Here is a 24,400-nt window from a genome sequence, read left to right as displayed (position 1 = left end):
GATCTTTCAGTCCATTATGAAATCGACTACGCTCGCGGGCAAGAGCCGCGACGGTGCGCGTCCTCCGCCCCACGGCGGCGGGCAGCACCGGACCGCGGCGGCGCGGGACGCCGCCCCGCGCGTTCCCATCGACCCCGGGGCTCCGGCGGGGCACCCGGACAAGGAGCCGCAATGAAGCGCACCCTCTACGACGCCGACCACGAGGCCTACCGCGAGACCGTGGCCCGCTTCCTCGATGCAGAGGTGGCCCCGCACCTGGTGCAGTGGGAGGCGGACAAGCGCACGGACCGCGCCATGTGGAAAGCGGCCGCGGACGCCGGCATCATCGGCGCTTCGATCGCGGAGGAGTACGGCGGCGGAGGGGTCGAGGACTTCCGCTTCGACATGGTCCGCGCGGAGGAGATCGCCAAGCGCGGGCTCTCGAGCGCCACCGGCGGCTGGGGCGTCTCCGACGGCATCGTCCCCGGCTACTTCGCCGCCTTCGGCTCGGAGGAGCAGAAGCGGCGCTACCTGCCCGGCCTGGCCGCGGGCGAGCTCATCGGCGCGATCGCCATGACGGAGCCGGGGGCGGGCTCGGACCTGCAGAACATCCGCACGAAGGCGGTGCGCGATGGCGAGGACTGGGTGATCAGCGGCGCGAAGACATTCATCACGAACGGGCAGAACTGCGACTTCGTCATCGTCGTGGCCCGCACGAACCCCGAGGCGCCGGGCGCCCACGGCACCTCGCTGTTCATCGTCGACGCCGATGCCCAGGGCTTCAGCCGCGGGCGCAACCTCGACAAGGTGGGGCTGGCGGCGCAGGACACCTCGGAGCTGAGCTTCGACGAGGTGCGGGTGGGACCCGGCGCCCTGCTGGGCCAGGAGGGCGAGGGCTTCATCCACCTCATGGTCAACCTGCCCTATGAGCGACTCTCAATCGCGATGGGCGGCCTGGCCGGCGCCCGGGCCGTGCTGGGCTGGACCGGCGAATACGTGTTCAGCCGCGAGGCATTCGGGCAGACGATCGGGGACTTCCAGAACACCCAGTTCACGCTCGCGGAGCTCGAGACCCGCGTGGATGCGCTCGAGGCGTACGTGGACCGGTGCGCGCTGGCGCTCAACGCCGACGAGCTCACGGCCGTCGAGGCGGCGAAGGCCAAGCTGCTGGGCTCGGAGCTGCAGATCGAGGTGACGAATCGCTGCCTGCAGCTGTTCGGCGGCTACGGCTTCATGCTCGAGTACCCGATCGGGCGGGCGTTTCGCGACAGCCGCATCCAGTCGATCTACGGCGGGTCCAGCGAGGTCATGAAGTACATCGTGGGCAAGGACCTGAAGAAGCGCTACACTCCCAAGCGCTGAACCGAGCCCGGCACGCGAGGCGCCGCCCGCCCGTGATGGGCGGGCGGCGCCTCGCGTGCCGGGCTCGTGCCGGCTGGCAGCGGGGGCTGCCGCCGCTTACTTCTTGCCGTCGACCAGGAGGCTCGCGGCAATCGCGCCGAGCCACATGTCCTTGGCCAGAGTCGTGCCGTCGTGGGTCCAGCGCACACCATCGGACTCGGTCATGGACGGGTTGCGGAAGTACATGCTGAGCATGCCGGCGGCGAAGCCGCCGAGCACCGCGCCGGCGAGGCGGTTGGGGATGAAGGGCGCGAGCAGCGCGCCGCCCACCGCGAACTCGCCGCCGATGATGAACTTCTTGAACTGCTCCGGCGTGAGCTTCTTCAGGTCCGGGATGCCCGTCTGGGCCATGCCCTGCATGCCCTTGGCGGTCTCCTCGTCCATGCCGACCTTGCCGTAGGCGGAGTTGAGGATCCAGGCGCCGGTGACGCCGCGCATAATTGCCGTTCCCAGGCTCATGTTCTTGTCCTTTCGAGTGGACCGCTGTCGCGGCCGCTGAGCGCGGCCGACTCTCCCCCATTCTTGCACCCGGGCCGGACGCGAGCGGGCGAGGCCGCTCGCGAGTGGCCGGAGCGCACGTGACCGCGGTGCTGTGAGCAGGCGCGGGGGCGGAGCAGGCGCGTGGGCGCGAACCTGCGCGCCGACCCGGCATGCGCCTCGGCCTCCGGGCAACCGAAGCCGAGGTGCGTGCCGGGTGCGGGCGCACGCGCCGCCCGCGCTGGGGTGCTGGCGGTGCAGGCGACTGCGCGGTCTTCGCAGGCGCGCGCGGTCGGGGGACGGTGCGCTCAGGCCTGTTCGAGGTTGAGCGAGAACTCGATGGACCCGGAGTCCTCGACGGAGACGAAGCCCATGTCCGGCGCCTTGACGCCGTAGTCCTCCCACGTCACGGCGGTGGACCCGGTGACCGTCAGCCCGTCGTCGGACCTGCTGGCCTTCATGGTGACCGTGGCGTCCTGGGTGAATTCAACTGGTCGTCGCAACACCTTGACCGTGGAGGTGTTCAGCTGTGGCGACGAGGGACTGGGCCGCGAAGACGAGCGATGTGCCCGAGGGTGCGCGTCGGCAATGGCGTGCGGATCGGGCGTTGCGTCCGCCGATGCGTTCGCCCGGGCGGCCTGAGCCCTCGCGGGCGGTGCAGCGGCAGTTCTGGCGTCTGATCGCGACGGGCATCACCTCAGCCGAAGCGGCTCTGAAGGTGGGCGTGTCTGTGCCGGTCGGGTCCCGTTGGTTTCGCCACGCTGGCGGCATGCCACCGATCTCACTTGCCGAGCCCAGCGGCCGTTACCTGTCCTTCGAGGAGCGTGAGGAGATCGCGCTCCTGCGCGCCAAGCAGGTCGGCGTGCGTGAGATCGCGCGCAGGATCGGCCGCGACCCGGGAACGATCTCCCGCGAACTGCGCCGCAACGCGGCCACGCGCAGCGGGAAGCAGGAGTACCGGGCGTTGGTAGCGCAATGGAAGGCTCAGCAGACAGCGAAGCGCCCGAAGACGGCGAAGCTCGCGACCAACGACCGGTTGCGTGAGTACGTTCAGGAGCGCCTCGCCGGAAACGTCCGTCGGCCTGACGGCAGCATCGTCGTGGGGCCGGAACCGCCGGCATGGAAGGGGCTGAACAAACCTCACCGGCAGGACCGGCGGTGGGCGACCGCGTGGAGCCCGGAGCAGATCTCGCACCGGCTGAAGGTCGACTTCCCGGATGATGAATCCATGCGCATCAGCCACGAGGCGATCTACCAGTCGCTGTTCATTGAGGGCCGTGGTGCGCTCAAACGCGAGCTCGTCACGTGCCTGCGCACCGGCCGCGCCCTCCGGCAGCCGCGGGCTCGAGCACAGAACCGCCCGCAAGGTCACGTCACCGCCGATGTCGTGTTCTCCGAACGGCCCGCAGCAGCCGCGGACCGCGCCGTGCCCGGGCATTGGGAGGGCGACTTGATCATCGGCACGGGCCGGTCCGCGATCGGCACTCTCGTCGAACGCAAGAGCCGGTCGACCCTGCTGGTGCACCTGCCGAGGCTGGACGGGTGGGGCGAGGCGCCGCCGATCAAGAACGGGCCCGCGTTGGGCGGCTACGGCGCAGTCGCGATGAACGCCGCGCTCATCGCGTCGATGATGAAGCTCCCCGAACAGCTCCGCAAGACGCTCACCTGGGACCGCGGCAAAGAACTCTCCGCGCACGCCCAGTTCGCGCTCGAGACGGGCACGAAGGTGTTCTTCGCCGACCCCCACTCGCCCTGGCAGAGGCCGACGAACGAGAACACCAACGGGTTGCTGCGGCAATACTTCCCGAAGGGCACCGACCTTTCACGATGGTCCGCTGAAGACCTCGAAGCAGTCGCCCTCGCACTGAACAACCGACCCCGCAAGAGCCTCGACTGGAAGACCCCCGCCGAAATATTCCAGGAGCAGTTACACTCGCTCCAACAACCCGGTGTTGCAACGACCGGTTGAACCCAGGCAGTTTCGATCCCGGAAGTTCGTCCACGCCCTGAACCAGCATCACCTCATCGGATCCATGGGCCAAGTCGGTGCTGCCGGTGATAACGCGGCGATGGAATCCTTCTTCTCGCTACTCCAGAAGAACGTCCTGGACCGGCGCCGTTGGCGCACCCGTGAGGAACTCCGGATCGCGATCATTACCTGGATCGAACGGACCTACCACCGCCGCCGGCGTCAGGCCCGCCTGGGCCGATTGACCCCCATCGAATACGAGACCATCATGAACCCGACCGTCACCCTGGCGGCCTAAACCAAGCTGACACCTGATCGTGCATCAGTCCCGTACGTCACCGTGATCATCGACCTCACCCCGGTCCGGGACGGCACCGGGCCCTCACGCCTGCTGGACGTGGTCGAAGGTCGGTCGAAGAAGGCGTTCAAGGACTGGCTGGCCGAGCGGGACCAGGCTTGGCGCGATGGGATCGAGGTCGTGGCCATGGATGGGTTCGCGGGCTTCAAGACCGCCACCACCGAGGAGCTGCCGGACGCCGTCACGGTTATGGATCCCTTCCACGTCATCCGGTTGGCCGGGGACGCTCTCGATGAGTGCCGCCGCCGAGTCCAGCAGGAACTGCACGGACACCGCGGACGCAAGGGCGACCCGCTCTACACCGCGCGGCGGACCCTGCACACCGGGGCTGACCTGCTCACCGACCGCCAGCACGAGCGCCTTGACAAGCTCTTCGCTGGGGACCGGCACGTGCAAGTCGAGTGCACCTGGGGGATCTACCAGCGCATGATCTCCGCCTACCGTCACCCCGACCGGGCAGCCGGCCGCGTCGAGATGAGCTCCGTGATCGACGCCCTCGCCGACAGTGTGCCTGAGGCGTTGGTAGAACTGCGCAAGCTCGGCCGCACCCTGACCAGACGCGCCTGCGACGTCCTGGCCTACTTCGACCGGCCGCGCACGAGCAACGGACCTACCGAAGCCGTGAACGGTCGCCTCGAGCACCTGCGTGGCCTGGCCCTCGGCTTCCGCAACCTCACCAACTACATCGCCCGCGCACTCCTCGAAGCCGGCGGATTCAGACCACACCTACACCCCGAATTGTGAAGAGCCGCATATCGCATCCGGGGCCCCAGCTCGTGAAGACCCTCGGCATCAACTCACTCTCGAAGTCGCAAGTCAGCCGGATGGCCGAGTCGCCTAACGAACACGTCGAACAGTTCCGCCACCGCCCCCTGGACAAGGCCGGGCCATTCACGTTCGTCTCCGCCGACGCGCTGACGATGAAAGTCCGCGAGGGCGGGCGCGTGATCAACGCCGTCGTACTGCTGGCCACCGGCGTGAACGGCGACGGGCACCGCGAAGTCCTCGGCATGCGTGTTGCCACCTCCGAGACCGGAGCGGCGTGGAACGGCTTCTTCGCCGACCTCGTCGCCCGCGGCCTCGCCGGGGTCCGCCTGGTCACCAGCGACGCCCACGCCGGCTTGGTGGAGGCGATCGCTGCGCACCTGCCCGGGGCGGCCTGGCAGCGGTGCCGCACCCACTACGCCGCGAACCTCATGGCCGTGACGCCGAAGAGCATGTGGCCAGCGGTGAAAGCGATGCTGCACAGCGTCTATGACCAGCCCGACGCGGCAGCCGTGAACGCTCAGTTCGAGCGGCTGCTGGACTACGTCAGCGAGAAGCTCCCGGCCGTGGCCGAGCACCTCGACGCGGCCCGCGCAGACCTGCTCGCGTTCACGGGGTTTCCCAAGGACGTGTGGGTGCAGATCTGGTCGAACAACCCCACCGAGCGTTTGAACAAGGAGATCCGCCGCCGCACGGACTCCGTCGGCATCTTCCCCTCCCCACCCGCGAGGCGATCGTCCGCCTCGTCGGCGCGGTCCTGGCCGAACAGACCGACGAATGGGCCGAGGGGCGCCGATACCTCGGCCTCGACGTCCTCGCCCGCTGCCGCCTCAACCTCGTCCCCGACACCAGCACCGAGGAGGTCACCACCAGCTCCCTGCCCGCCCTGACCGCCTGACCTCTCAGCGAAGGATCGCTACACCACTTCCAGGGACTTGACCGGAGAACTTGCGGGCCGTCTCCGGTGCGGCGTCCACGTCCACTTTCACCAGCTTGAGCTTGCCGGCACGTTCCGTGGCGACCTTCTCGAGGGCGGGGCCGACCATCCGGCACGGTCCGCACCAGGTGGCCCACAAGTCCACGAGCACCACTTGCGGGGCCTGCTCGACCACCTCGGCGAAGTCCGCATCGCCCGCATCGACGATCCACGGCACGGCGCTCTTGCAGACACCGCAGCGCGGGTACCCCGATGCGGCGGCGCGGACACGGTTCTCTTCTTCGCGCAGTTGGGGCAGGTCACAATCGCGCTCACCCCGCGTCCTCCTCTTCGGCGGGCGCTGCGATGTTGAAGACGAGGTCGCCGTCCTGCACGTCCAGCGTGACCGTCGACCCGTCCATCACTTGCCCGCTCAGCAGCGCACGACCCAGCCGGGTCTCGATCTCATGGCTGATGTAGCGTCGCAGCGGACGCGCACCGTACACGGGGTCGTAGCCGCGTTTGGCGATGAGCTGGCGTGCCGCCGGCGTCAGCTCGATGCGGATCTGACGCTCGGCCAGCCGGGAGCGCAGGTCGTTGAACTGCAGCTCCACAATGTCCTGGATCTGTTCACGACCCAGCGGCGAGAACACCACGATGTCGTCCACCCGGTTGAGGAACTCGGGACGGAAGTGGGCGCGCAATTCACCGAGCACACTGTTTCGCACGTCGTCGGGGATCGCGCCGCCATCGAGGCCCAACAGGTGATGGGCACCGATGTTGGAGGTCATGATCAGGATGGTGTTGCGGAAGTCGACGGTGCGTCCCTGGCTGTCGGTGATGCGGCCGTCGTCGAGGACCTGCAGCAGCGTGTTGAACACGTCCGGGTGCGCTTTCTCGATCTCGTCGAAAAGGACCACGCTGTACGGGCGGCGGCGCACCGCCTCGGTCAGCTGCCCTCCCTCCTCGTACCCGACATACCCGGGAGGTGCACCGACGAGCCGGCTGACGGTGTGACGTTCCTGGTATTCGCTCATGTCCAGCCGGACCATCGCCGACTCGCTGTCGAACAGTGCTTGCGCGAGCGCTTTGGCCAGTTCGGTCTTTCCCACTCCGGTGGGGCCGAGGAAGATGAACGAGCCGATGGGTCGGCGCGGGTCGCGGATGCCGGAGCGGGCACGGATAATCGCGTCGCTGACGAGCGTGATGGCCTCATCCTGACCGACCACCCGCTCCTTGAGGGTGGCGTCCAGGGTGAGGATCTTGTCGCGTTCACCTTCCTTCAGCCGGGCCACGGGGATCCCCGTCCATGCTGCGACGATCTCGGCGATCTCGTCCTCCGTGACCACCTCCCGCAACAGCCGCTGCCCGCCTTGCTTGGAGGTGAGACGCTCCTCCTCGGCGCGCAGGCGTCGTTCCACGTCAGCGATAGCCCCGTACCTCAGTTCAGCGGCACGGTTGAGGTCGTAGGAGCGCTCCGCTTCCTCCGCCTCCCGCCGCAGCCGCTCCAGCTCACCGCGCAGCTCCTGGACCTTGCGGATCGCTTGACGCTCCGCCTCCCACTGGGCGCGCTTGGAGTCCGCCTCCGCCTTCAGGTCGGCCAGTTCCCGGCGCAGCTCCTCCAGCCGGTTCTTGCTGGCAGTGTCCGTTTCCTTCGACAGCGCCGCTTCCTCGATCTCCAGGCGTGTCACCCGCCGGGTCAGCTCGTCGAGCTCAGCGGGCATTGAGTCGATCTCGGTTCGCAGACGCGCGCAGGCTTCGTCGATGAGGTCGATGGCCTTGTCGGGCAGGAACCGGTCGGTGATGTACCGGTGGGACAGTACGGCGGCAGCGACCAGTGCGCTGTCCTGGATGCGGACACCGTGGAAGACCTCCAGCCGTTCGCGCAGGCCGCGGAGGATGGAGATCGCGTCCTCCACGTCAGGTTCCTCGACCATCACCGTCTGGAACCGGCGTTCCAGGGCAGCGTCCTTCTCGATGTGCTTGCGGTACTCATCGAGGGTGGTGGCACCGATGAGGTGCAGCTCCCCGCGGGCGAGCATCGGCTTGAGCATGTTGCCGGCGTCCATCGCCCCTTCGGTGGCTCCCGCCCCCACCAGGGTGTGCAGCTCGTCGATGAACAGCAGGATGCGTCCCTCCGCTGCCTTCACTTCCGCCAAAACTGCCTTCATTCGCTCCTCGAACTCGCCCCGGTACTTCGCGCCGGCGACCAGGGCAGACAGATCCAGCGAGAACACGGTCTTGTCGCGAAGGCCCTCGGGCACGTCCTCACTCAAGATCCGCTGGGCAAGGCCCTCCACGATGGCGGTCTTTCCGACACCGGGCTCGCCGATGAGGACGGGGTTGTTCTTGGTCTTGCGGGAGAGGATCTGGATGACCCGGCGGATCTCCGCATCACGCCCGATGACCGGGTCAAGCTTGCCCAACCGGGCGTCAGCGACCAGGTCACGGCCGTACTTCTCCAACGCCTCGTACGTCTGCTCGGGGGTGGCGGAGTTGACGTGCTGGTTGCCCCGGATCTTGGTGAGTGCGCTGAGGAAGCTCTCCCGGGTGACACCGTGCCCGCGCAGCACGCGGGACGCGGGACGGTTGGAGGAGTCGTCGACGAGGGCCAGAACGAGATGCTCCACGGAGATGTAGGAGTCTTTCAGCCGCTTTGCCTCCCGCTCCGCCCGTTCCAGGGTGGAGGTGAGGCTGCGGCTCACGTACACCTGACCGGTCTGCGGGGAGGACCCGGAGACGCTGGGCTTGCGGGCGATCTCCGCTTCGACATCGGCGCGTACCGCTTCCACGTCAGCACCCGCTGTCTGCAGCAGTCGGGGAACCAGCCCCTCCTCCTGCTGCAGCAGTGCGAGCAGGAGATGCTCCTCGTCCGTTTCGATCTGACCGGCCTGGACCGCGATGCTCTGGGCCGAGGCGAGCGCTTCCTGCGACTTCTGAGTGAGTGAGTTCATGTCCATGGGGTGTCTCCTTCGAGTCGGATGGTCCGGTGCTGCTCGAGCTGCTCGATGCGGGCGAGCAGGTCGAGCACGAGTGCGATGCCGGCGTAGTTCACGGCAAGATCGGAGTGCAGACGCACGATGGTGTGCACGCGGGCGGGGACGGTACGGGCGAACCACAGCCGGCCGCTGGTGTCGACGTGGGCGGTGACCAGCCCCAGCTCGACGAACTTCCGCAGCGTATCCGGGTGGATACCTGCGGCCACCGCGGTCGCGGCCAGGTCGGCCCGGGCGACACGGACGGGCAGGTGATGTGAGGTCATGATCCTCTCCTAGCATCAAACGACGATTCGTCGCGGAGCTGTTCGAACAGCTCCCTCTCCTTCTTGCTGAGAGTGCGGGGAACGACGACCTTCACCCGCGCATACAGGTCTCCCGGCTGTCCCCTGCGCGGCATCCCCTGCCCGCGCAGGCGGAGCCGCCTGTCAGTGGACGAGCCGGGCGGAACGTGCACGGTGACCGGGCCGCCGGGGGTGGGCATGCTGACATCCGCGCCCAGCGCCGCCTCCCACGGTGAGATGGGAAGGTCCGTTTCGATGTCCGCGCCGCTGAGCCGGTACCGCTTGCTGTCCTTCACGCGCAGCGTGACCAGCAGGTCCCCGTCCTGTCCGTCGGCGCCCGCGATCCGCAGCCGCTGCCCGTCGACAGCGCCCGCTGGGATGTCGATGGTGTACTCCTGCGCGCCGCCGTACGGGGACGCGACCTGCACCGTGCGCCGCCCGCCCCGGTAGGCCTCCTCGACGGTGATCTCCAGCTCCGCGGTCTGGTCGGCGCCGCGACCGAAACCACCGAAGCCGCCCCCGAAGAGGTCCTCCCAGCTCACGCTCTGCGCGCCGCCCCCGCTCCACGTGTATCGGGTGCCGCCGCTGCGGCGCGGCTGCTCGGAGGAGCGAGCCGCGTCCGCGGCGGCGTACTGCCGGAAGTTCTCACCGAACCGGTCGTACTGTGAGCGCGTTTCCGGGTCCGACAGCACATCGTGGGCTTCACTGATCCGTTTGAAGGTCTCCTCCGCCCCCGGGGCCTTGTTGACGTCCGGGTGGAACTTGCGGGCCTTCTCCCGGTAGGCGCGGCGGATCTCCTTCTGATCCGCCGACCGGGAGACCCCCAGCACGCTGTAGAGATCCTCCGCCATCTCCTACTCCTCCTCCGGCTTGCGGGTGACCACGACCGCAGCCGGTCGCAGCATCCGCTCAGGCGTTCCGAACCCGGAGCGAGTGACGGCGAGGATGCTGCGCGGCGGGACGCTGGCATCCTCGACGACCGAGACCGCCTCGTGCAGCTGCGGGTCGAACTCCGCACCGTCGGTGACAATCTCGGGGTACCCGAGTGCGCGCAACGCATCAGCGGCCTGCGCCCGGACGGACTGCATGCCACCCAGAACGCCCTCGTCAAGGTCCACCCCGAAGCTGAGCGCCCGGTCCAGCCCGTCAACGACAGGCAAGAAGGCTTTGGCGGTGTGCCGCCGCTCCTGCTCGCGGACGGTCTGGATCTCGCGCGCCGTTCGTTTGCGGAGGTTTTCGTAGTCCGCCGCCGCCCGGCGCCACCGGTCCTCGGCCGTCTCCAACTGGGAGGCGACCGCTGCTTGCGCGGCGCGGATCTCCTCCGGGGACACGTCGGTGAGGTCGTCGTTCAGCAGGTCCACGGCCCGCGTGTCCTCGTTCTGCTCCTCGTTCTGCCCCTCGACCATCGCGATCCTCCCTCCGTGCTACTTGTCGAATTCGGCGTCGACGACGTCGTCTTCGTCGTCCTGAGCGGGCTGCTCAGCGTGGCTGGCGTTCGCGCGGGCCGCAGCAAGGGACTGCGCAACCTGCAGCAGCTCGCCGGTGCGCTCTTTCGCTTCCTGCTCGCCGACGTTGTTCTGCACTGCCTCGCGGGCCTGCGTGATGAGCAGCTCCGCGCGGGCACGCTCGTGTTCCGGTGCAGCGTCGCCGAGCTCACGCAGTACCCGCTCGACCTGGTAGGCGGCGGAGTCCAGCTCGTTGCGGGCGTCCACGGCCTGGCGCAGCGCCTGGTCGTCAGCCCGGTGCTGCTCGGCTTCCTTGATCATCCGGTCGATCTCGCCCTGGTCCAGATTCGAGGTGTCACTGATGGTGATGCCCTGCTCGGTGCCGGTGTCCTTGTCCTTCGCCGTCACGTTCAGGATGCCGTTCGCGTCGATGTCGAAGGTGACCTCGACCTGCGCTTCACCGCGAGGAGCGGGGCGGATGCCGGTGAGCTCGAACCGGCCCAGCACCCGGTTGTCCGCGGCGATCTCCCGCTCGCCCTGCAGGACGACGATCTCCACCGACGGCTGGTTGTCTTCGGCCGTGGAGAACACCTCGCTGCGTCGGGCGGGGATGGTGGTGTTGCGCTCGATGATCTTCGTCATCACGCCACCGCGGGTCTCCACACCCAGCGACAGCGGGGTGACATCCAGCAGCAGCACGTCGTCGACGTCGCCCTTGAGGACGCCCGCCTGGATGGCGGCGCCCACAGCGACCACCTCATCGGGGTTCACCGTCATGTTCGGCTCCTTGCCGCCGGTGAGCCGCTTGACGAGCGCTTGGACAGCGGGGATGCGGGTGGAACCGCCCACGAGGATGACCTCGTCGATATCGTTCTCGCCGATCTTCGCGTCGGTCATCGCCTGACGCACCGGACCGAGGCACCGCTCAACGAGGTCAGCGGTGAGGTCTTCGAACTTGGACCGCTTCACGGTCATGGTCAGGTGCTTGGGCCCACTGGCGTCGGCGGTGATGAAGGGCAGGCTGACCTGGGTCTGGGACACCGAGCTGAGCTCGATTTTCGCCTTCTCGGCCGCCTCGAACAGTCGCTGCAGCGCCTGCGGGTCGTTGCGCAGGTCGATGCCGTTCTCGTTCTTGAACTCGTCGGCAAAGTAGTCCACCAGCCGGCGGTCGAAGTCGTCGCCGCCCAGGTGGGTGTCACCGGCGGTGGATCGCACTTCGACGACCCCGTCGCCCACGTCGAGGAGGCTGACATCGAACGTGCCGCCACCGAGGTCGAACACCAGGATGGTCTCGTGGTTCTTCTTGTCCATTCCGTACGCCAGTGCGGCGGCGGTGGGCTCGTTGATGATGCGCAGCACCTCGAGCCCGGCGATGCGTCCGGCGTCCTTGGTCGCGGTGCGTTGGGCGTCGTTGAAGTAGGCGGGAACAGTGATGACGGCCTCGGTCACCTTCTCACCGAGGAACTTGCTGGCGTCGTCGACGAGCTTGCGCAGCACCTGGGCGCTGATCTCCTCCGGCGCGTACTGCTTGCCGCGGATGTTGAACCGTGCTTCGCCGTTGGGGCCTTCCACGACGTCGAAGCCGACGGCGTTGGCTTCCTCCTTGATCTCGTCGAAGGACCGGCCGATGAACCGCTTGGCGGACGAGATGGTGCCCTTCGGGTTGAGGATGCTCTGCCGGCGGGCAAGCTGCCCCACCAGCCGTTCACCGTCCTCGGTGAAAGCGACCACCGACGGGGTAGTGCGGGCTCCCTCCGCGTTCGGGATGACCTTCCCCTCGCCAGCCTCCCAGACGGCGATAACGGAGTTCGTGGTTCCCAGATCGATTCCTACTGCCTTGGCCATGATGATTGTTCCTTTCTTGTCGCGTGAGACACGTTTCAGGGTTCGTCAAAGAGCGCGCCAGGATCGGCGCAGGGCTGAGTGCCCGGAGTCAGGAAGCAGGCTGCTTCAGGGGGATCTTTCCGGACGGCGGGCTGCTCGATGGGCATCACCACCCGCAGGACGCCCAGGTCGCAGCTGGCGGTGACGCTGTCGCTGTCGATGCCGGGTGCCAGTCCCAGCAGCCGCATGAATTGCCCGTGGGGGCCGTTCGGCGGTGAACCACTTCGCGCCGGCGGTCGCGGACTGGGCCGCTGACCGCGCGGACGGTGAGCGGCTGGCCGCCCACCCAGCTCGATAAACTCCGAGTCGATGCCTGGCAGGTTCGCCTCAGGAACGTACTCGTCGCCCTCTCGGGACAGATCGACCGACATCGAGCGCGGATCCATCTGCTGAGCGATGCGCAGGTCCGCACATGAGGTCACCATCTCACCACCCCCCCCATTTACGCTGAGTCGCTATAACTCCACTGCCATGCTTGTTCGACGGTCGAACGTGTAGACCCCACCCGGACCATGTGGTCCAAGCAGAAGCGCGAACGCGCGGTAGAGCTGCGTCGTTCTGGTACCAGACTGGGCCCCACGTAGGCATTTCGCAAGTGATTCGCCTGACGAACGGAGCCTGACCCGCTTTCCAGACCTGCGCGTCCACAGGGCTCAGCCCCACCACCGCGCCGTCGCGCTCAGCGAGCCACTGCTCCGAGCCGATCTGTCGAACGCTGACCGCAGCGGGCACGCAGATCGCGCCGAGCACGTACTACGCGTTCAAGACCCGCCCACCCTCGAAGCGAGCACTACGCGACGAGGAACTGCTGGTCGAGATCCACCGCGTCCATGCGGCGAACTTCGGCGTCTACGGGGCGAAGAAGGTCCACGCCCAGCTGCGCCGCGAGGGCGTCGTCATCGCGCGCTGCACGGTCGAGCGGCTCATGCGCGGCGCGGGGTTGCGAGGGGTCAGCCGGGCCAAGGGCCCGCGCATCACGATCTCCGGTCGTGGCCCGGATAATCGTCCTGACCTGGTCGAACGTGACTTCACCGCGACCGCTCCGAACCAGTTGTGGGTCGCGGACATCACCTACTGCCGCACCTTCGCCGGCTGGGTCTATGCCGCGTTCATCATCGATGTGTTCTCCCGCCGCGTGGTCGGCTGGCAGCTGTCGAAGTCGCTGCGGACGGACCTCGCGCTGGACGCGCTCGAGATGGGCATCTGGACCCGCGATCACGCAGGCCAGGCCGTCTCCGGGCTCACGCACCACAGCGATAAGGGCGTTCAGTATGTCGCCATCCGCTACACCGAGCGTCTTGCCGAGGCCGGCGCGGCCGCCTCGGTCGGCTCCACCGGCGACTCGTATGACCATGCCCTGGCCGAGGCCTTCAACTCGCTGTTCAAGGCTGAACTGGTCCGCAACCGCGGGCCCTGGAAGAACATCGACGACCTCGAGATCGCGACCGCGGAATACATCGACTGGTTCCATCACCGGCGGCTGCACGGCGAGATCGGCATGATCCCGCCCGTCGAGCTCGAGGACACCTACCATCACAACCACCCCGCACCGGCACCCGCCGACGCGGCACTTGCGAGCCTCTCACAAACCCGGGGCGATTCACATCGCGACCGGCAATGACACCTGCATAGACGTGGCCTCAACGCGTAGATGTTTCAGTTTCTTCTGTGCTGGGGCTGTGTCAGGTGCTGGGCCGGGTGTAGGCAGCGGCGCGCACCACATCTTCGTCCTCCAGTCCAGCTCCTAGTGCTCCGCCCACGGTGGCCAGGCTGGCGGTGAGCCAGCTGATCTTCGCGTAGTCCAAAGCGTTCACTGGGTGACCGGCGACACCGGCCAGTACCTGCTCGTCGATGAGCAGCAGCGCGCCGACCCAGGACAGGATGAATAAGACGAGGTAGAACACCACAACCCCGATGGCCACGGTCGCGGTGGTGGCCAAATTGAACAGGATCACCTGCTCACGTTGGGCTCGCCGCCGTGGGCGCTCCCACAAGTCGGCTCCCAGGATCAGGGTGGCACTCACCGCCCCGATCGCCATCACCGCCAGCAGGACCAGGCGCACCGGCCCGTAGGCCATGGCCAGTATCCATAGGTCCGAGGCCACCAATGTCAGCATGCCGGTGGCCGCTGCCACGACCAGCGCCCGGGAGAGCCGGGCCACGAAGGCCCAAGGCTGGTTGGCGCGGATCATGCCCAGCAGCAACCGCACGTTGCCGCTCAGCACTCGGGCCGTGAACTGCACGACGTTGTCGTCCGGGCGTTCGTCGAGATCGGTGGACAGCTGGTGGGCTCTTCGAGCAAGATCCCGCTGGGCGTTGCGGTCTTCGGCGTCGTAGCCCAGGAGCTGCCCGACCACGTGCACGGTGGTCTCTTGCGCCTTCTGCCGCACGTGCACGGGTCCCAGGGTTGGGACGGAGACCAGTCCTACCCCGTGCACGGGGCTGAGCTGGGTGAGCACCGGACGTCGGCCGGTCTTCAGGGGGATCTCGGTGAGCACCACGGCCAAATCCCAGTTCTCCTCCAGCACGCGGTTTCGGGCCGCCTCCAGCAGGTCCAAGGTCTCGGTGGGCGGATCGACCAGCCGGTCTTCGGCCACCTTCAGTTGCCAGCGCACTCCCGGATACCGCTGCACCAAAATCTTGTGCACCGAGGTGGTGACCTCGGGGCCGAGCACCGCACTCAGGGATGGTGAGACCACCAGGCCGATGAGCAGCTCGGCATCGGAAATGGGTTCGGCAGGATCGGCGGTGGATCGGGAACGCTTAGCAGTCACCGCTCCATGATGAGGCAACCACGGGCCGGATTGCCACCGGCTCGATGGAGCCCCCAAGGTTTCGTGCAGCACCGCAGGCCGAATTCGGTGGTCGCCTCGATCCCGGAAAGAGCGGTGCTGCTCACTGCGAAATCCTCTCCCCGCCGACGCCGCCAGCGCGAAGACATAACAGCCAGCGGGCCCGGGACCTGCCGGTGTCGAGGACGGCTTCTCGATGATGCTGCAGTGACGGATCGGTTGAAGTGCTTCGGCGGTGTGGGAGCAGTGGTCAGCGTGGGGCCGGTCGATTCCGTTCGGACAGGTGATGCATCGACTGCCCAGCGGCAGGTGCGGTACTGATGCGGGGGTACCCGGTGCAGGGGTGTCAAGGCCCAGCTCCGAAGACGGCAAGCCGGGCACGTGAAAGGCGAATTATAGCCCGCCGCAACCCGAGCGGGAAGGCATGTGTGGCACGAGGCGCCGAAGACGGGCCGGGCGTTTACTGCAGAGATAACTATGCTTATACTGGTAAGGTCCGCTACACCTTGTAAGGCCCTGAGAGCGGGCCCGTCGCTGGTCCACCACGGACCGACGGGCTCGGGGACGGGGCTGAGGACCCGGAGAGGAGCCACGGCCGTGGCCGAGCTGATGCGCAAGGACCTTGATGCGTTCGGGTCTTTCTACCGCCACCTGCACCGACGGGGTGCTGGTGATTTCGGGCTCCGATGCCGAGTCGGAGCCAGTGGCAGAAGTCCACGAAGATCGCAGGCACCGCGGCTGAACGGCCGATACCGAGGGGGAGGAAGGGAGGCCAGGGCTGCTGATGTGCCCGGACTGTTCCGCGATTTCTCTTCCTAACTTTCCGTCCACTCCCGACCCAGGTGCCTGGCAACCCCGGGTGCAGGCCACCGTCCGGGTCGGATCGTCACCACGAACAGGAAACGATAATCATGTCCCATCACTCCCCTCTTCCACCCGCTGCTTCGGCTCATTACCAGGTCCTGCGCACAGTGCCCTCCTATGCGGAGGCTCAGCGCATTGTCGATCGACTCTCCGACGCCGGGTTCCCGGTTGAGCACGTGCGCTTGGTCGGCACCGATCTGCGCCTGGTTGAGCAGGTCACCGGGCGGATGACCTACGGCAAGGCCGCCCTGTACGGGGCCGCCTCCGGAGCCTGGCTGGGATTGCTCATTGGCTTGCTGTTGGGTCTTTTCACGGTCGTGGGGTGGCTGTCGGTAATCCTGTGGGCGGTACTCCTGGGCGCGGTGTGGGGGCTGATCTTCGGGTTGCTGGGCCACGCGGCCACCGGCGGGCGCCGGGACTTCAGTAGCGTCCAGGGCCTGGAGGCGTCCTCCTACGAGATTCTTGTGGAGGCCGAGTACGTCGAGGCGGCCAAGGCCAAGCTCGACGCCAGCCGTCCCACGACGTGACCGCCAAAGGCCCGGGCCCGGACCGGGCCCGGGCCCGGACCGGGTGCTGGCCCACGCCCGAGTAAGTGCTGAGGGCCGTGGCCCTCTGCGCTCCCCCGACACTCACCGCTGGAACGGATTCAGGAGCGGATCTCGCCGGGAAGCAGGGACGTCGGCGTGCCTGTCACCACCAACCGGGAGCCTGCTCGGCTCTGCCGAGCGTGATCCCCGCAGTTGCCTGCAGTGGACCCCGACAGCTTCGTCCCCAAGACCCTCTGTCAGGGGCATCCCAGGTAATCACCCGCGGGACCGTCCGAGGCATTCTCCGGCCACAGCGATGGCCTCGACCGGATCGGAGCAGCCCCCTTTTCCGGGCCCCGGCGGCATGCTGGTGGGCCCGGATGGAGGTCGAGTCCACGGAGAACACCCATTCGACCTCCCCGGCAGCGTCGTCCTTGACCACCGCCTCATCCAGGATCTTGGCCCAAGTGCCGTCCATGGTCCAGATCCGCAGCCGCTCGTGGCCGGTCTTCCACGGCCCGTACCGTTCGGGCACGTCCCGCCAGGGCGCCCCGGTGCGCAGCTTCCACAGGATCCCGTTGACCACCTGCCGGTGATCCTGAATCGCCCCGGGTTTGTGAGAGGCTCGCAAGTGCCGCGTCGGCGGGTGCCGGGGCGGGGTGGTTGTGATGGTAGGTGTCCTCGAGCTCGACGGGCGGGATCATGCCGATCTCGCCGTGCAGCCGCCGGTGATGGAACCAGTCGATGTATTCCGCGGTCGCGATCTCGAGGTCGTCGATGTTCTTCCAGGGCCCGCGGTTGCGGACCAGTTCAGCCTTGAACAGCGAGTTGAAGGCCTCGGCCAGGGCATGGTCATACGAGTCGCCGGTGGAGCCGACCGAGGCGGCCGCGCCGGCCTCGGCAAGACGCTCGGTGTAGCGGATGGCGACATACTGAACGCCCTTATCGCTGTGGTGCGTGAGCCCGGAGACGGCCTGGCCTGCGTGATCGCGGGTCCAGATGCCCATCTCGAGCGCGTCCAGCGCGAGGTCCGTCCGCAGCGACTTCGACAGCTGCCAGCCGACCACGCGGCGGGAGAACACATCGATGATGAACGCGGCATAGACCCAGCCGGCGAAGGTGCGGCAGTAGGTGATGTCCGCGACCCACAACTGGTTCGGAGCGGTCGCGGTGAAGTCACGTTCGACCAGGTCAGGACGATTATCCGGGCCACGACCGGAGATCGTGATGCGCGGGCCCTTGGCCCGGCTGACCCCTCGCAACCCCGCGCCGCGCATGAGCCGCTCGACCGTGCAGCGCGCGATGACGACGCCCTCGCGGCGCAGCTGGGCGTGGACCTTCTTCGCCCCGTAGACGCCGAAGTTCGCCGCATGGACGCGGTGGATCTCGACCAGCAGTTCCTCGTCGCGTAGTGCTCGCTTCGAGGGTGGGCGGGTCTTGAACGCGTAGTACGTGCTCGGCGCGATCTGCGTGCCCGCTGCGGTCAGCGTTCGACAGATCGGCTCGACGCCGAACTCATGCCTGTACTGGTCGATGTACTCCACGATCAACGCTGTGGGCGGTCGAGCTCCGCCGCGAAAAAAGCCGAGGCTGACCTCAGGATCGAGTTCGCCCTGCGCAGCTCACGCACTTCCTTCTCCAGCTCGACCAGGCGCTGGGACTCGCTGGTCGTGGTCCCGGGACGGTGCCCCTCGTCAACCTCGGCCTGCACGCCCCAGTTCCTCAGAGTCTCAGGATTGATCCCGAGCTGCTCGCCCACACGGCGAAACGTTCCCGACCTCGTCGATGGATCGCGCCGTGACTGAACTGCCATCCTCGTGGCTCTCTCCCGAAGCTCGTCGGGGTACTTCCTCGGTGCTGCCATGCTCCTCATCCTCCCGTGGATTCAGAGCCTCCACCAAACCCGAGGCGATTCACCTTGAACGCCTTCTTCGACCGACCTTCGACCACGTCCAGCAGGCGTGAGGGCCCGGTGCCGTCCCGGACCGGGGTGAGGTCGATGATCACGGTGACGTACTTGTCACCGCGCCGGGTGTGCCGCCACACGTGCTCATCGACCCCGACGACCTTGACACCGTCCAGGCGGGTCGGGTCCTCGATGAGCAGACGCCGGCCCTCAGCCAGGACCGCGTCGTTGGCGGTGTTCCACGCCACGCCCAGTCCTTCGGCAACTCGGGCCATCGACAGGTGGCCGACGACGATCCCGACCAGACCCCACCGCAGGCCGGCGCGGGAGATCTTGGCCCGCGGCGGCGCCGCAGCGGTGGTGTCCTGACGCCACACGTGCGAGCACTCCTTGCAGCGGTAGCGGCGCACGGTGAGCACCAGCGTGGTAGGGCGCCACCCGAACGGCTCGTGCGCCAACTCCCTGCTCACCGTGTCACGGGGCACGCCCTGGCAGCCGCACCGCCTGCACCAGTCGTCCGGCTCCACGACCCGGCACGCCAGCACGGACCGGTCAGGCTCGAGCAGCTGGCCGGTGACCTCCAGACCGAGGCCGTCGAGGCGGGTGAAGGTAGTCAGGTCAGGGCGCGTGAAGGTAGCGTCAGGCACGTCGAGGTCTTCCGGACGGGTTGTGTGAGAACTCCCATCATCGGAAGACCTCGACCCTCACCCCGACACCGACGCGCCACCCCAGGTCGCACCACAGCTACACCCTCATCTGTGAAGAGCCGTTAAACCCGAGTCCTTGCGGTGATCGAGGCTGAAATGGCGGCAATCTGACAGATCCTACAACCCGCGAATGAGAACACCGCACTGGCATAATGCCTGATGAGACGTGGTGTTTTCGAGTGGGCCCCGTGGGGATCGAACCCACGACCCGCGGATTAAAAGTCCGCTGCTCTACCAACTGAGCTAGAGGCCCGCGCGCCCGGAAACGGCGGCGCGGCCGCGTTCAGCGAGCGGCGCCGACCGCGCCTCTGCGCGTCAGAGGCAGTCTATCCGCGGCGTGCGGGCCCACCAACCGGTGGTCCGCACGCCGCGGCCGCGCACACCGCTGCCCTGCCCGGCTCGGGCGCTCCGACCTCAGCCCCTCACAGCTTCGTATCGGGGCGGTACGTCCTGGGTGCGTCGTCATCCGCGGCGGTGAACCCGGAATCGGTGCCGGTGCCGCGGTCGGCGTCGTTGTGCGCCTCGGCGGCGGGGCCGTCGACCGGCACAACCTGCGACTCCCCCTCCACCACCGCGCCGCGCTTGGCGCGCTCCTTGCGCGAGTTCAGCAGCTTCTTGAGGCCGCCCAGCAGGTCGGAGTCCTTCTTCTGCGAGCTCACGCCGGGATTCAGCTCCTTCTCGAAGTGCGCGGGGGCGGGGCCGAAGGCGTCCTTCGCATTGGACACGACGTTCTTGGCCATCCGGTGGTTGACGACGCCGCCGATCACGGCGCCGATCCCGAACGGCAGGATCCGTCCGAACATCGACCCCGCGGTGCGCGAGGCGTACTTCTTCACCATCGTCCGGCGCATCCGCTTGACCAGCGAGTTCAGCAACGACGACGGGATCTGGGTGGCAACGACCTGCCCCCAGTTGGCGGTGAGCGCTTCGCCGCCGGCCGCGTGTCCGGTGAAGCGCTTGACGAGCTCGCGGCCCGAATCGCCCAGCATGAGGCCCAGAACCAGGACGTTCGCGCGCTCGGGATCGCGGACCGGGAGCCCGTGGATCTCCGCGAGCGACTGCGCGTAGAGCGCGCTGGCCTCGAGGAAGCCGCCCGTCTCCGCGGCGGCCACGCCCAGCGCGGCCATCGTCCCGATGCCGGGCACCACGGCCGTAGCTCCCACGGCCGCGCCCGTGCCCATCGTGACGGTCAGGTAGTGCTTCGAGATGATCTGGATGAGCTCCTCGGGCGTGGCGTCGGGCTTGCGGCGACGCACGCTGCGCACGTAGGCGAGCACGACCGGCCGCTGCACGCTGAGCACCTTCGTCAGCATGCCCGCGGCCCCCGGACGCAGCGAGCCGTCCTTCTTGAACGCCAGGCCCGAGGCCTTCTCGATGCCCTTGTTGACGACCTTCGACGGTGACATGAGCACTCCTTCCCGGTGGCGGACGGCACGCGCGGCACGCGGCCACCGCCGCACTGGTGCGGCGCCCGCGCGTGTGCGGGCACCGCCTTCACCACGATTCTAGGAGGCCACCTTGGGGGTTTGCGCACAACCGCCCCCGCCGCACCGTACATCCGCCCCGTCTGTGCCACCACCGCCTACACTGAGCCGATGGCCCAGCAGCCCCGCTTCCACAAGCCCGCGATCTACCCGGACCTCGACCGCTTCGACTCCTCCCCGGGTCCGGACGAACGGGTCCAGATGGCCCACGACCTCGCCGCGATGCTCGTGGCTGACCCCACCCGCCCGCGCGACGCGGAGGCCTCCCGGCGCTTCGTCACGCTCGCCGACGAGCACGGTCTCGAGACGATCACCGGGCTCTGGTCGACCGCGCCCGCCGTGTCCCTGCCGGGCTCGCTCTGGCGCCTGTACGCCCTGCGCACCTGGATCCACAACCGCAGCGCGGAGGCCAGCGCATGGTTCCGCGCCGGGCGCTCGCAGTCCCCCGCCGAGGCGGTGGCCGGCATCGCCGATCCGCCCGGCCCCGCCGAGGTCGCTGATGCCGCGGACCGGATCCTCGCCGGCGCATTCCGGGGCGACTACGCGACCGCGCTCGACCGCGCCGCGGCATTTGTTGCGGTGGCCTCCCGTGGGCGCGCGGCGGATGACGCGAGCGATCCGGAGCTCGCCTCGTTCGTGCAGCTGGGCGAGGACCTCACCGCGGCCGCCCGCGCCCACCGCGCGGGCTCGCTCGCCTGAGCGGCGGCCGGCTCGCGGGCCCGAGCGGCGCGGGCCTCGGCGCACCCGGAGATCCGCCGCCAGACCGGGGCTGCGGCCGCCGGCCCGCTGGCCGCAGCTCCGCTCGCCCCACGGCGCAGGGCGCACTCGGACCGCACATTCCCAGTGGAGGTGGACCAGCCCCCTTGCCCCGCAGCGCCCAGTGAGTATCGTGGGGTGCGGCCCGCAAGGGCCACGGGTGCCGAGCCGCTGAAGCCCCGGGCTCCAAAATATGCCGCTTCGAGCGGCCTTCCGCCGAGAGGCGCTCTCGGCTCGGCACCCACCCCCGCTTACGCCGCAGTCCCCCTGCGGCCACCCCCTGCTCCGCGGCTCGCTCCCGTCTGCAGCCACCCGTCCGCTCCGCTGCCCCTCTTCCCACCGAGCGGCCGCCTTCCCCGCCGAGCCACCGCCCCACAGCACCACGAACCGCCCTGCGGATCCGCACGCGAAGACGCGCACCGGCAGGGCCTCCCGCCCGCGGGCCTCGGCGGCGGGCACAATGAAGGTGCCAGGGCAACGCCTCGCCACTCAACCCCGGGGACACACGTGCGCATGCGGAAGTCGAACGACGCGGCCTTCACCGTGCTGCTGGCCAGCATCGCCGGCCGCCTGCAGGAATCCAACCTCGTGCTGGCGGAGCTCTCCGGCATCCCCGTGGAGGACCGCCGCGCCGCAGCCCGGCGCATGCAGAGCATCTGCGATGACGCGGACGCCGATTCCGGGGCCGTGGTCCGCGCCCTGCGGGAGAACTACCTCACCCCCTTCGACCGGCGCGACATCTACGTGCTCGCGGACACCCTGCGCACCACCTGCCACCGGCTGGACTCGGTGGGCTTCGCGCTGACCTCGCCGGCCTTCGAGGAGCTGCCGGTGGGCGTCCTCGAGATGCTCGCGCTCCTGTCGAACCAGGCCGACCACACGCTGCGCATGACGCAGCGGCTGTCGGCCAAGCTCGACCAATGGGAGTACGTCGAGACGATGAACACCCTGCACAGCCGGGCCGTGAAGCTCCAGCAGCGCGTCACCGACGCGGTGCCCGCCGCGCGCCTGGGGCTGACGCACCTGGCGGCGGCCATGCAGCTGAGCGAGGCCTTCATGGCCGCCTCCCAGGGCTTCACCTCGGTGGGCCGGGTCGTCGCGGAGATCGCCGTGCGGGAGTCCTAGGTGGAGGCCGCCTTCGCCGTCGCGCTGGCCCTGGGCGTCGCGTTCGCCTTCATCAACGGCTTCCACGACACGGGCGTGGCGGTGGGCAACGCCCTGGCCACGCGCGCACTGACCCGCCGCGCCGCCTTCGCCCTGGCCGCCGTGTTCAACTTCGCCGGCGCGCTCATCGGCCAGGGCGTCGTCGACCGCCTCGTCATGCGCCTGCTCGATGCGCCGCACGCGGATGCGAGCATCCTCCTCATCATCATCGCCGCGCTGGCCGGCGGCGGCCTCGTCAACCTCGGCACTTACTTCCTGGGCCTGCCCATCGCCTCCACCCACTGCCTGGTGGGCGGGATGATCGGGGCCGGGTTCGTCTTCGGCATCACGCGCGCGCAGTCCCTGTTCGTCGACGCGAATCTGCCGCGCCTGCTGTTCGGCCCGCTCGCGGCCTTCCTCCTGGCACTGCTCGTCACACTCGTCGTGCTGCCCCTGCTGCGCAGCCAGGCACCCAAGCCCCTCTTCCGCTTCATGCGCCAGTCCGACAGCGTGCTCGTCGCGGCCCTGTCCTTCGCCCACGGAGCCCAGGACTCGCAGAAGATCGGCGCGGTGCTGGCGGTCGCGCTCGCGGCGGCAACCGGTCGGCCGCAGACGATGTTCGCGGACAACCGCAGCTGGTGGATCATCCTCGTCGTCGCCCTGGCCCTGGCGCTCGGCACGTACACCAGCGGCACCCGCGTCGCCTACACGATGAGCAGCCGCCTCGTATCGATGGACCCCCCGCGCGCCGTCATCGCCGACGGCGTGTCCACCGTGCTCATGTACATCGCGGCCTTCGCCCTGCGGGTTCCCCTGGCGATGAGCTTCATCGTCGCGGCATCGAACCTGGGCACCCAGGTGGGCCGCCGCCGAGGCGCGGTGCAGCCCCGCGTCCTCGCCGCGGTGGCGGGCGCCTGGCTGCTGGGCCTGCCGGCCTCCGCGCTGTGCGCGGCGATCATCGCCTGGCCGCTGCTGGTCCTCGCGCGCTGAGCGCGCCACCGAGCACTGGCCGTCCCGCCCCGTCGCGTCGCGGCACGTGCCGCCGCTGTCCGTCCCGGTTGCCTGTGCCGGTTTTCGCCCCAGATTCCCACGCTTTTCGCAGCACAACGGGCCTTTGGAAGCGTTGCTCGCGCCGCGAGCCGGGCGTGGCGGCGTGTGTTATGTCACCCCGAAGATCCGCTCTCGACCCGCTGGCACCCGCGTCTTCTCGCGGATCCCGCGCGATTCGGGTGCGCTGACCGCCCAGCAGCCGGTCATTTTCCGGGGTAGGAACTGCGTGTTTCCTGTGCGTTTCAGGATTCTTACAGGTAGCCTTGAAGCGTTCCACGTTACACATGGTCAACCTCCTGGTTGGCTCGACAACAAAGGAGAACCACTATGGAACTCGGTTTCATCGGCTGGATCGTCGTCGGCCTCGTCGCCGGCGCCATCGCCAAGCTCATCCTCCCCGGCCGCCAGGGCGGCGGCATCATCGCGACCCTCATCCTGGGTGTCGTCGGCGGCCTCCTGGGCGGCTTCATCGGCTCGCTGTTCGGCACCGGTGGCGGCAGCATGTCCAACCCCATGACCTGGATCCTCGCGGTGGTCGGCTCGATCATCGTGCTGCTGATCTGGGGCCTCATCACGGGCCGCAAGGCACCGCGCGACTGATCGCCACGATCATCCCCGCCAGCGCAGCGCGCTGACGAGCACAGCAGGGGGTGGGCAGCTTTCGAGCTGCCCACCCCCTCTTGCATTGCCCGGCAGC

General features: G+C 68.4%; 18 protein-coding genes, 1 tRNA gene, 7 pseudogenes and 1 other annotated feature. Of the genes and pseudogenes, 11 read left to right on the top strand and 15 right to left on the bottom strand.

The genetic code is table 11. From position 1 onward, the window contains the following. Positions 1-171: 171 nt before the first annotated feature. Complete coding sequence (locus tag BRM1_RS12080) at positions 172-1,341, top strand: acyl-CoA dehydrogenase family protein (protein ID WP_268526243.1); 1,170 nt, start codon at positions 172-174, stop codon at positions 1,339-1,341. A 96-nt stretch (positions 1,342-1,437) separates the two neighbouring features. Here BRM1_RS12080 and BRM1_RS12075 read toward each other — a convergent pair whose 3' ends face one another. Next, complete coding sequence (locus BRM1_RS12075) at positions 1,438-1,839, bottom strand: hypothetical protein (RefSeq protein ID WP_268526242.1); 402 nt, start codon at positions 1,837-1,839, stop codon at positions 1,438-1,440. A gap of 326 nt (positions 1,840-2,165) precedes the next feature. Further along, on the bottom strand, positions 2,166-2,360 hold the full coding sequence (locus tag BRM1_RS12070; RefSeq protein ID WP_268526241.1) for a hypothetical protein: 195 nt from the start codon (positions 2,358-2,360) through the stop codon (positions 2,166-2,168). Positions 2,361-2,476: 116 nt separating this feature from the next. On the opposite strand from BRM1_RS12070, the gene BRM1_RS12065 reads away from it, so the two are divergent. The 4 genes and pseudogenes from BRM1_RS12065 to BRM1_RS12050 form a co-directional block, all read left to right on the top strand. Continuing rightward, positions 2,477-3,826, top strand: a complete 1,350-nt coding sequence (locus BRM1_RS12065) for an IS30 family transposase (RefSeq protein ID WP_442864357.1) — start codon at positions 2,477-2,479, stop codon at positions 3,824-3,826. Between the two features lie 7 nt (positions 3,827-3,833). Beyond that, a pseudogene (locus tag BRM1_RS12060) lies at positions 3,834-4,124 on the top strand (IS3 family transposase); the annotation flags it as partial. Positions 4,125-4,157: 33 nt separating this feature from the next. Further along, positions 4,158-4,928 (top strand): annotated as a pseudogene (locus tag BRM1_RS12055) (ISL3 family transposase); the annotation flags it as partial. A 26-nt stretch (positions 4,929-4,954) separates the two neighbouring features. Then, positions 4,955-5,847 (top strand): annotated as a pseudogene (locus tag BRM1_RS12050) (IS256 family transposase); the annotation flags it as partial. 37 nt (positions 5,848-5,884) lie between these two features. Here BRM1_RS12050 and BRM1_RS12045 read toward each other — a convergent pair. The 7 genes and pseudogenes from BRM1_RS12045 to BRM1_RS12015 all read right to left on the bottom strand — a co-directional run. Next, positions 5,885-6,201: pseudogene (locus BRM1_RS12045) on the bottom strand (thioredoxin family protein); the annotation flags it as partial. Next, the gene (clpB, locus tag BRM1_RS12040; protein ID WP_268526239.1) at positions 6,198-8,825 is read right to left on the bottom strand and encodes an ATP-dependent chaperone ClpB; all 2,628 of its coding nucleotides are present in this window, start codon (positions 8,823-8,825) and stop codon (positions 6,198-6,200) included. The pseudogene BRM1_RS12045 and the gene clpB, both read right to left, overlap by 4 nt. Then, on the bottom strand, positions 8,816-9,127 hold the full coding sequence (locus BRM1_RS12035; RefSeq protein ID WP_069600178.1) for a chaperone modulator CbpM: 312 nt from the start codon (positions 9,125-9,127) through the stop codon (positions 8,816-8,818). Before BRM1_RS12035 ends, clpB begins: the two co-directional genes overlap by 10 nt. After that, positions 9,124-9,996 carry a DnaJ C-terminal domain-containing protein gene (locus tag BRM1_RS12030; RefSeq protein WP_263593123.1) on the bottom strand — a complete coding sequence of 291 codons (873 nt, stop codon included), beginning with the start codon at positions 9,994-9,996 and terminating at the stop codon, positions 9,124-9,126. The genes BRM1_RS12035 and BRM1_RS12030 overlap by 4 nt, the downstream gene beginning before the upstream one ends. Before the next feature lie 3 nt (positions 9,997-9,999). After that, positions 10,000-10,551, bottom strand: a complete 552-nt coding sequence (locus BRM1_RS12025; protein WP_268526231.1) for a nucleotide exchange factor GrpE — start codon at positions 10,549-10,551, stop codon at positions 10,000-10,002. Positions 10,552-10,569: 18 nt separating this feature from the next. Then, the gene (gene dnaK / locus BRM1_RS12020) at positions 10,570-12,435 is read right to left on the bottom strand and encodes a molecular chaperone DnaK (protein ID WP_247619172.1); all 1,866 of its coding nucleotides are present in this window, start codon (positions 12,433-12,435) and stop codon (positions 10,570-10,572) included. 35 nt (positions 12,436-12,470) lie between these two features. Then, positions 12,471-12,845, bottom strand: coding sequence for an Hsp20/alpha crystallin family protein (locus BRM1_RS12015; RefSeq protein WP_268526226.1), 375 nt, complete (start codon positions 12,843-12,845; stop codon positions 12,471-12,473). 332 nt (positions 12,846-13,177) lie between these two features. On the opposite strand from BRM1_RS12015, the gene BRM1_RS12010 reads away from it, so the two are divergent. Beyond that, the gene (locus tag BRM1_RS12010; protein ID WP_326958672.1) at positions 13,178-14,095 is read left to right on the top strand and encodes an IS3 family transposase; all 918 of its coding nucleotides are present in this window, start codon (positions 13,178-13,180) and stop codon (positions 14,093-14,095) included. Between the two features lie 61 nt (positions 14,096-14,156). On the opposite strand, the gene BRM1_RS12005 is transcribed toward BRM1_RS12010, so the two are convergent. Next, positions 14,157-15,248: a hypothetical protein gene (locus tag BRM1_RS12005; protein ID WP_268526225.1), complete on the bottom strand. Its 1,092-nt coding sequence runs from the start codon at positions 15,246-15,248 to the stop codon at positions 14,157-14,159. A gap of 929 nt (positions 15,249-16,177) precedes the next feature. Here BRM1_RS12005 and BRM1_RS12000 point away from each other — a divergent pair. Continuing rightward, on the top strand, positions 16,178-16,657 hold the full coding sequence (locus BRM1_RS12000; protein WP_268526223.1) for a general stress protein: 480 nt from the start codon (positions 16,178-16,180) through the stop codon (positions 16,655-16,657). Between the two features lie 279 nt (positions 16,658-16,936). On the opposite strand, the pseudogene BRM1_RS11995 reads toward BRM1_RS12000, so the two are convergent. The 5 genes and pseudogenes from BRM1_RS11995 to BRM1_RS11975 form a co-directional block, all read right to left on the bottom strand. Beyond that, a pseudogene (locus tag BRM1_RS11995) lies at positions 16,937-17,261 on the bottom strand (transposase); the annotation flags it as partial. 64 nt (positions 17,262-17,325) lie between these two features. Beyond that, positions 17,326-18,521, bottom strand: a pseudogene (locus BRM1_RS11990) (IS3 family transposase); the annotation flags it as partial. Beyond that, positions 18,115-18,243 (bottom strand) — a sequence feature (AL1L pseudoknot). It overlaps the preceding pseudogene by 129 nt. 53 nt (positions 18,522-18,574) lie before the next feature. Continuing rightward, positions 18,575-19,210, bottom strand: a pseudogene (locus tag BRM1_RS11985) (ISL3 family transposase); the annotation flags it as partial. A gap of 240 nt (positions 19,211-19,450) precedes the next feature. Beyond that, positions 19,451-19,523: transfer RNA gene (locus BRM1_RS11980), tRNA-Lys, on the bottom strand. A gap of 169 nt (positions 19,524-19,692) precedes the next feature. Then, positions 19,693-20,676: a hypothetical protein gene (locus BRM1_RS11975; RefSeq protein WP_268526221.1), complete on the bottom strand. Its 984-nt coding sequence runs from the start codon at positions 20,674-20,676 to the stop codon at positions 19,693-19,695. Between the two features lie 189 nt (positions 20,677-20,865). Here BRM1_RS11975 and BRM1_RS11970 point away from each other — a divergent pair, with 189 nt between their 5' ends. The 4 genes from BRM1_RS11970 (at position 20,866) to BRM1_RS11955 (ending at position 24,303) form a co-directional block, all read left to right on the top strand. Continuing rightward, a complete protein-coding gene (locus BRM1_RS11970) occupies positions 20,866-21,453 on the top strand; it encodes a hypothetical protein (RefSeq protein WP_268526219.1) in 588 nt (195 codons plus the stop codon). Between the two features lie 570 nt (positions 21,454-22,023). Then, a complete protein-coding gene (locus tag BRM1_RS11965) occupies positions 22,024-22,635 on the top strand; it encodes a DUF47 domain-containing protein (protein ID WP_268526218.1) in 612 nt (203 codons plus the stop codon). Next, on the top strand, positions 22,636-23,643 hold the full coding sequence (locus BRM1_RS11960; protein ID WP_268526216.1) for an inorganic phosphate transporter: 1,008 nt from the start codon (positions 22,636-22,638) through the stop codon (positions 23,641-23,643). A gap of 387 nt (positions 23,644-24,030) precedes the next feature. After that, positions 24,031-24,303, top strand: a complete 273-nt coding sequence (locus tag BRM1_RS11955) for a GlsB/YeaQ/YmgE family stress response membrane protein (RefSeq protein ID WP_160953130.1) — start codon at positions 24,031-24,033, stop codon at positions 24,301-24,303. The last annotated feature ends 97 nt before the right edge of the window (positions 24,304-24,400 follow it).

The organism is Brevibacterium sp. BRM-1, from assembly GCF_026802075.1.
Lineage (GTDB): Bacteria > Actinomycetota > Actinomycetes > Actinomycetales > Brevibacteriaceae > Brevibacterium > Brevibacterium rongguiense.
Note: the sequence above shows the minus strand (reverse complement) of the source record. Positions and strands in the feature narration are given on the sequence as shown.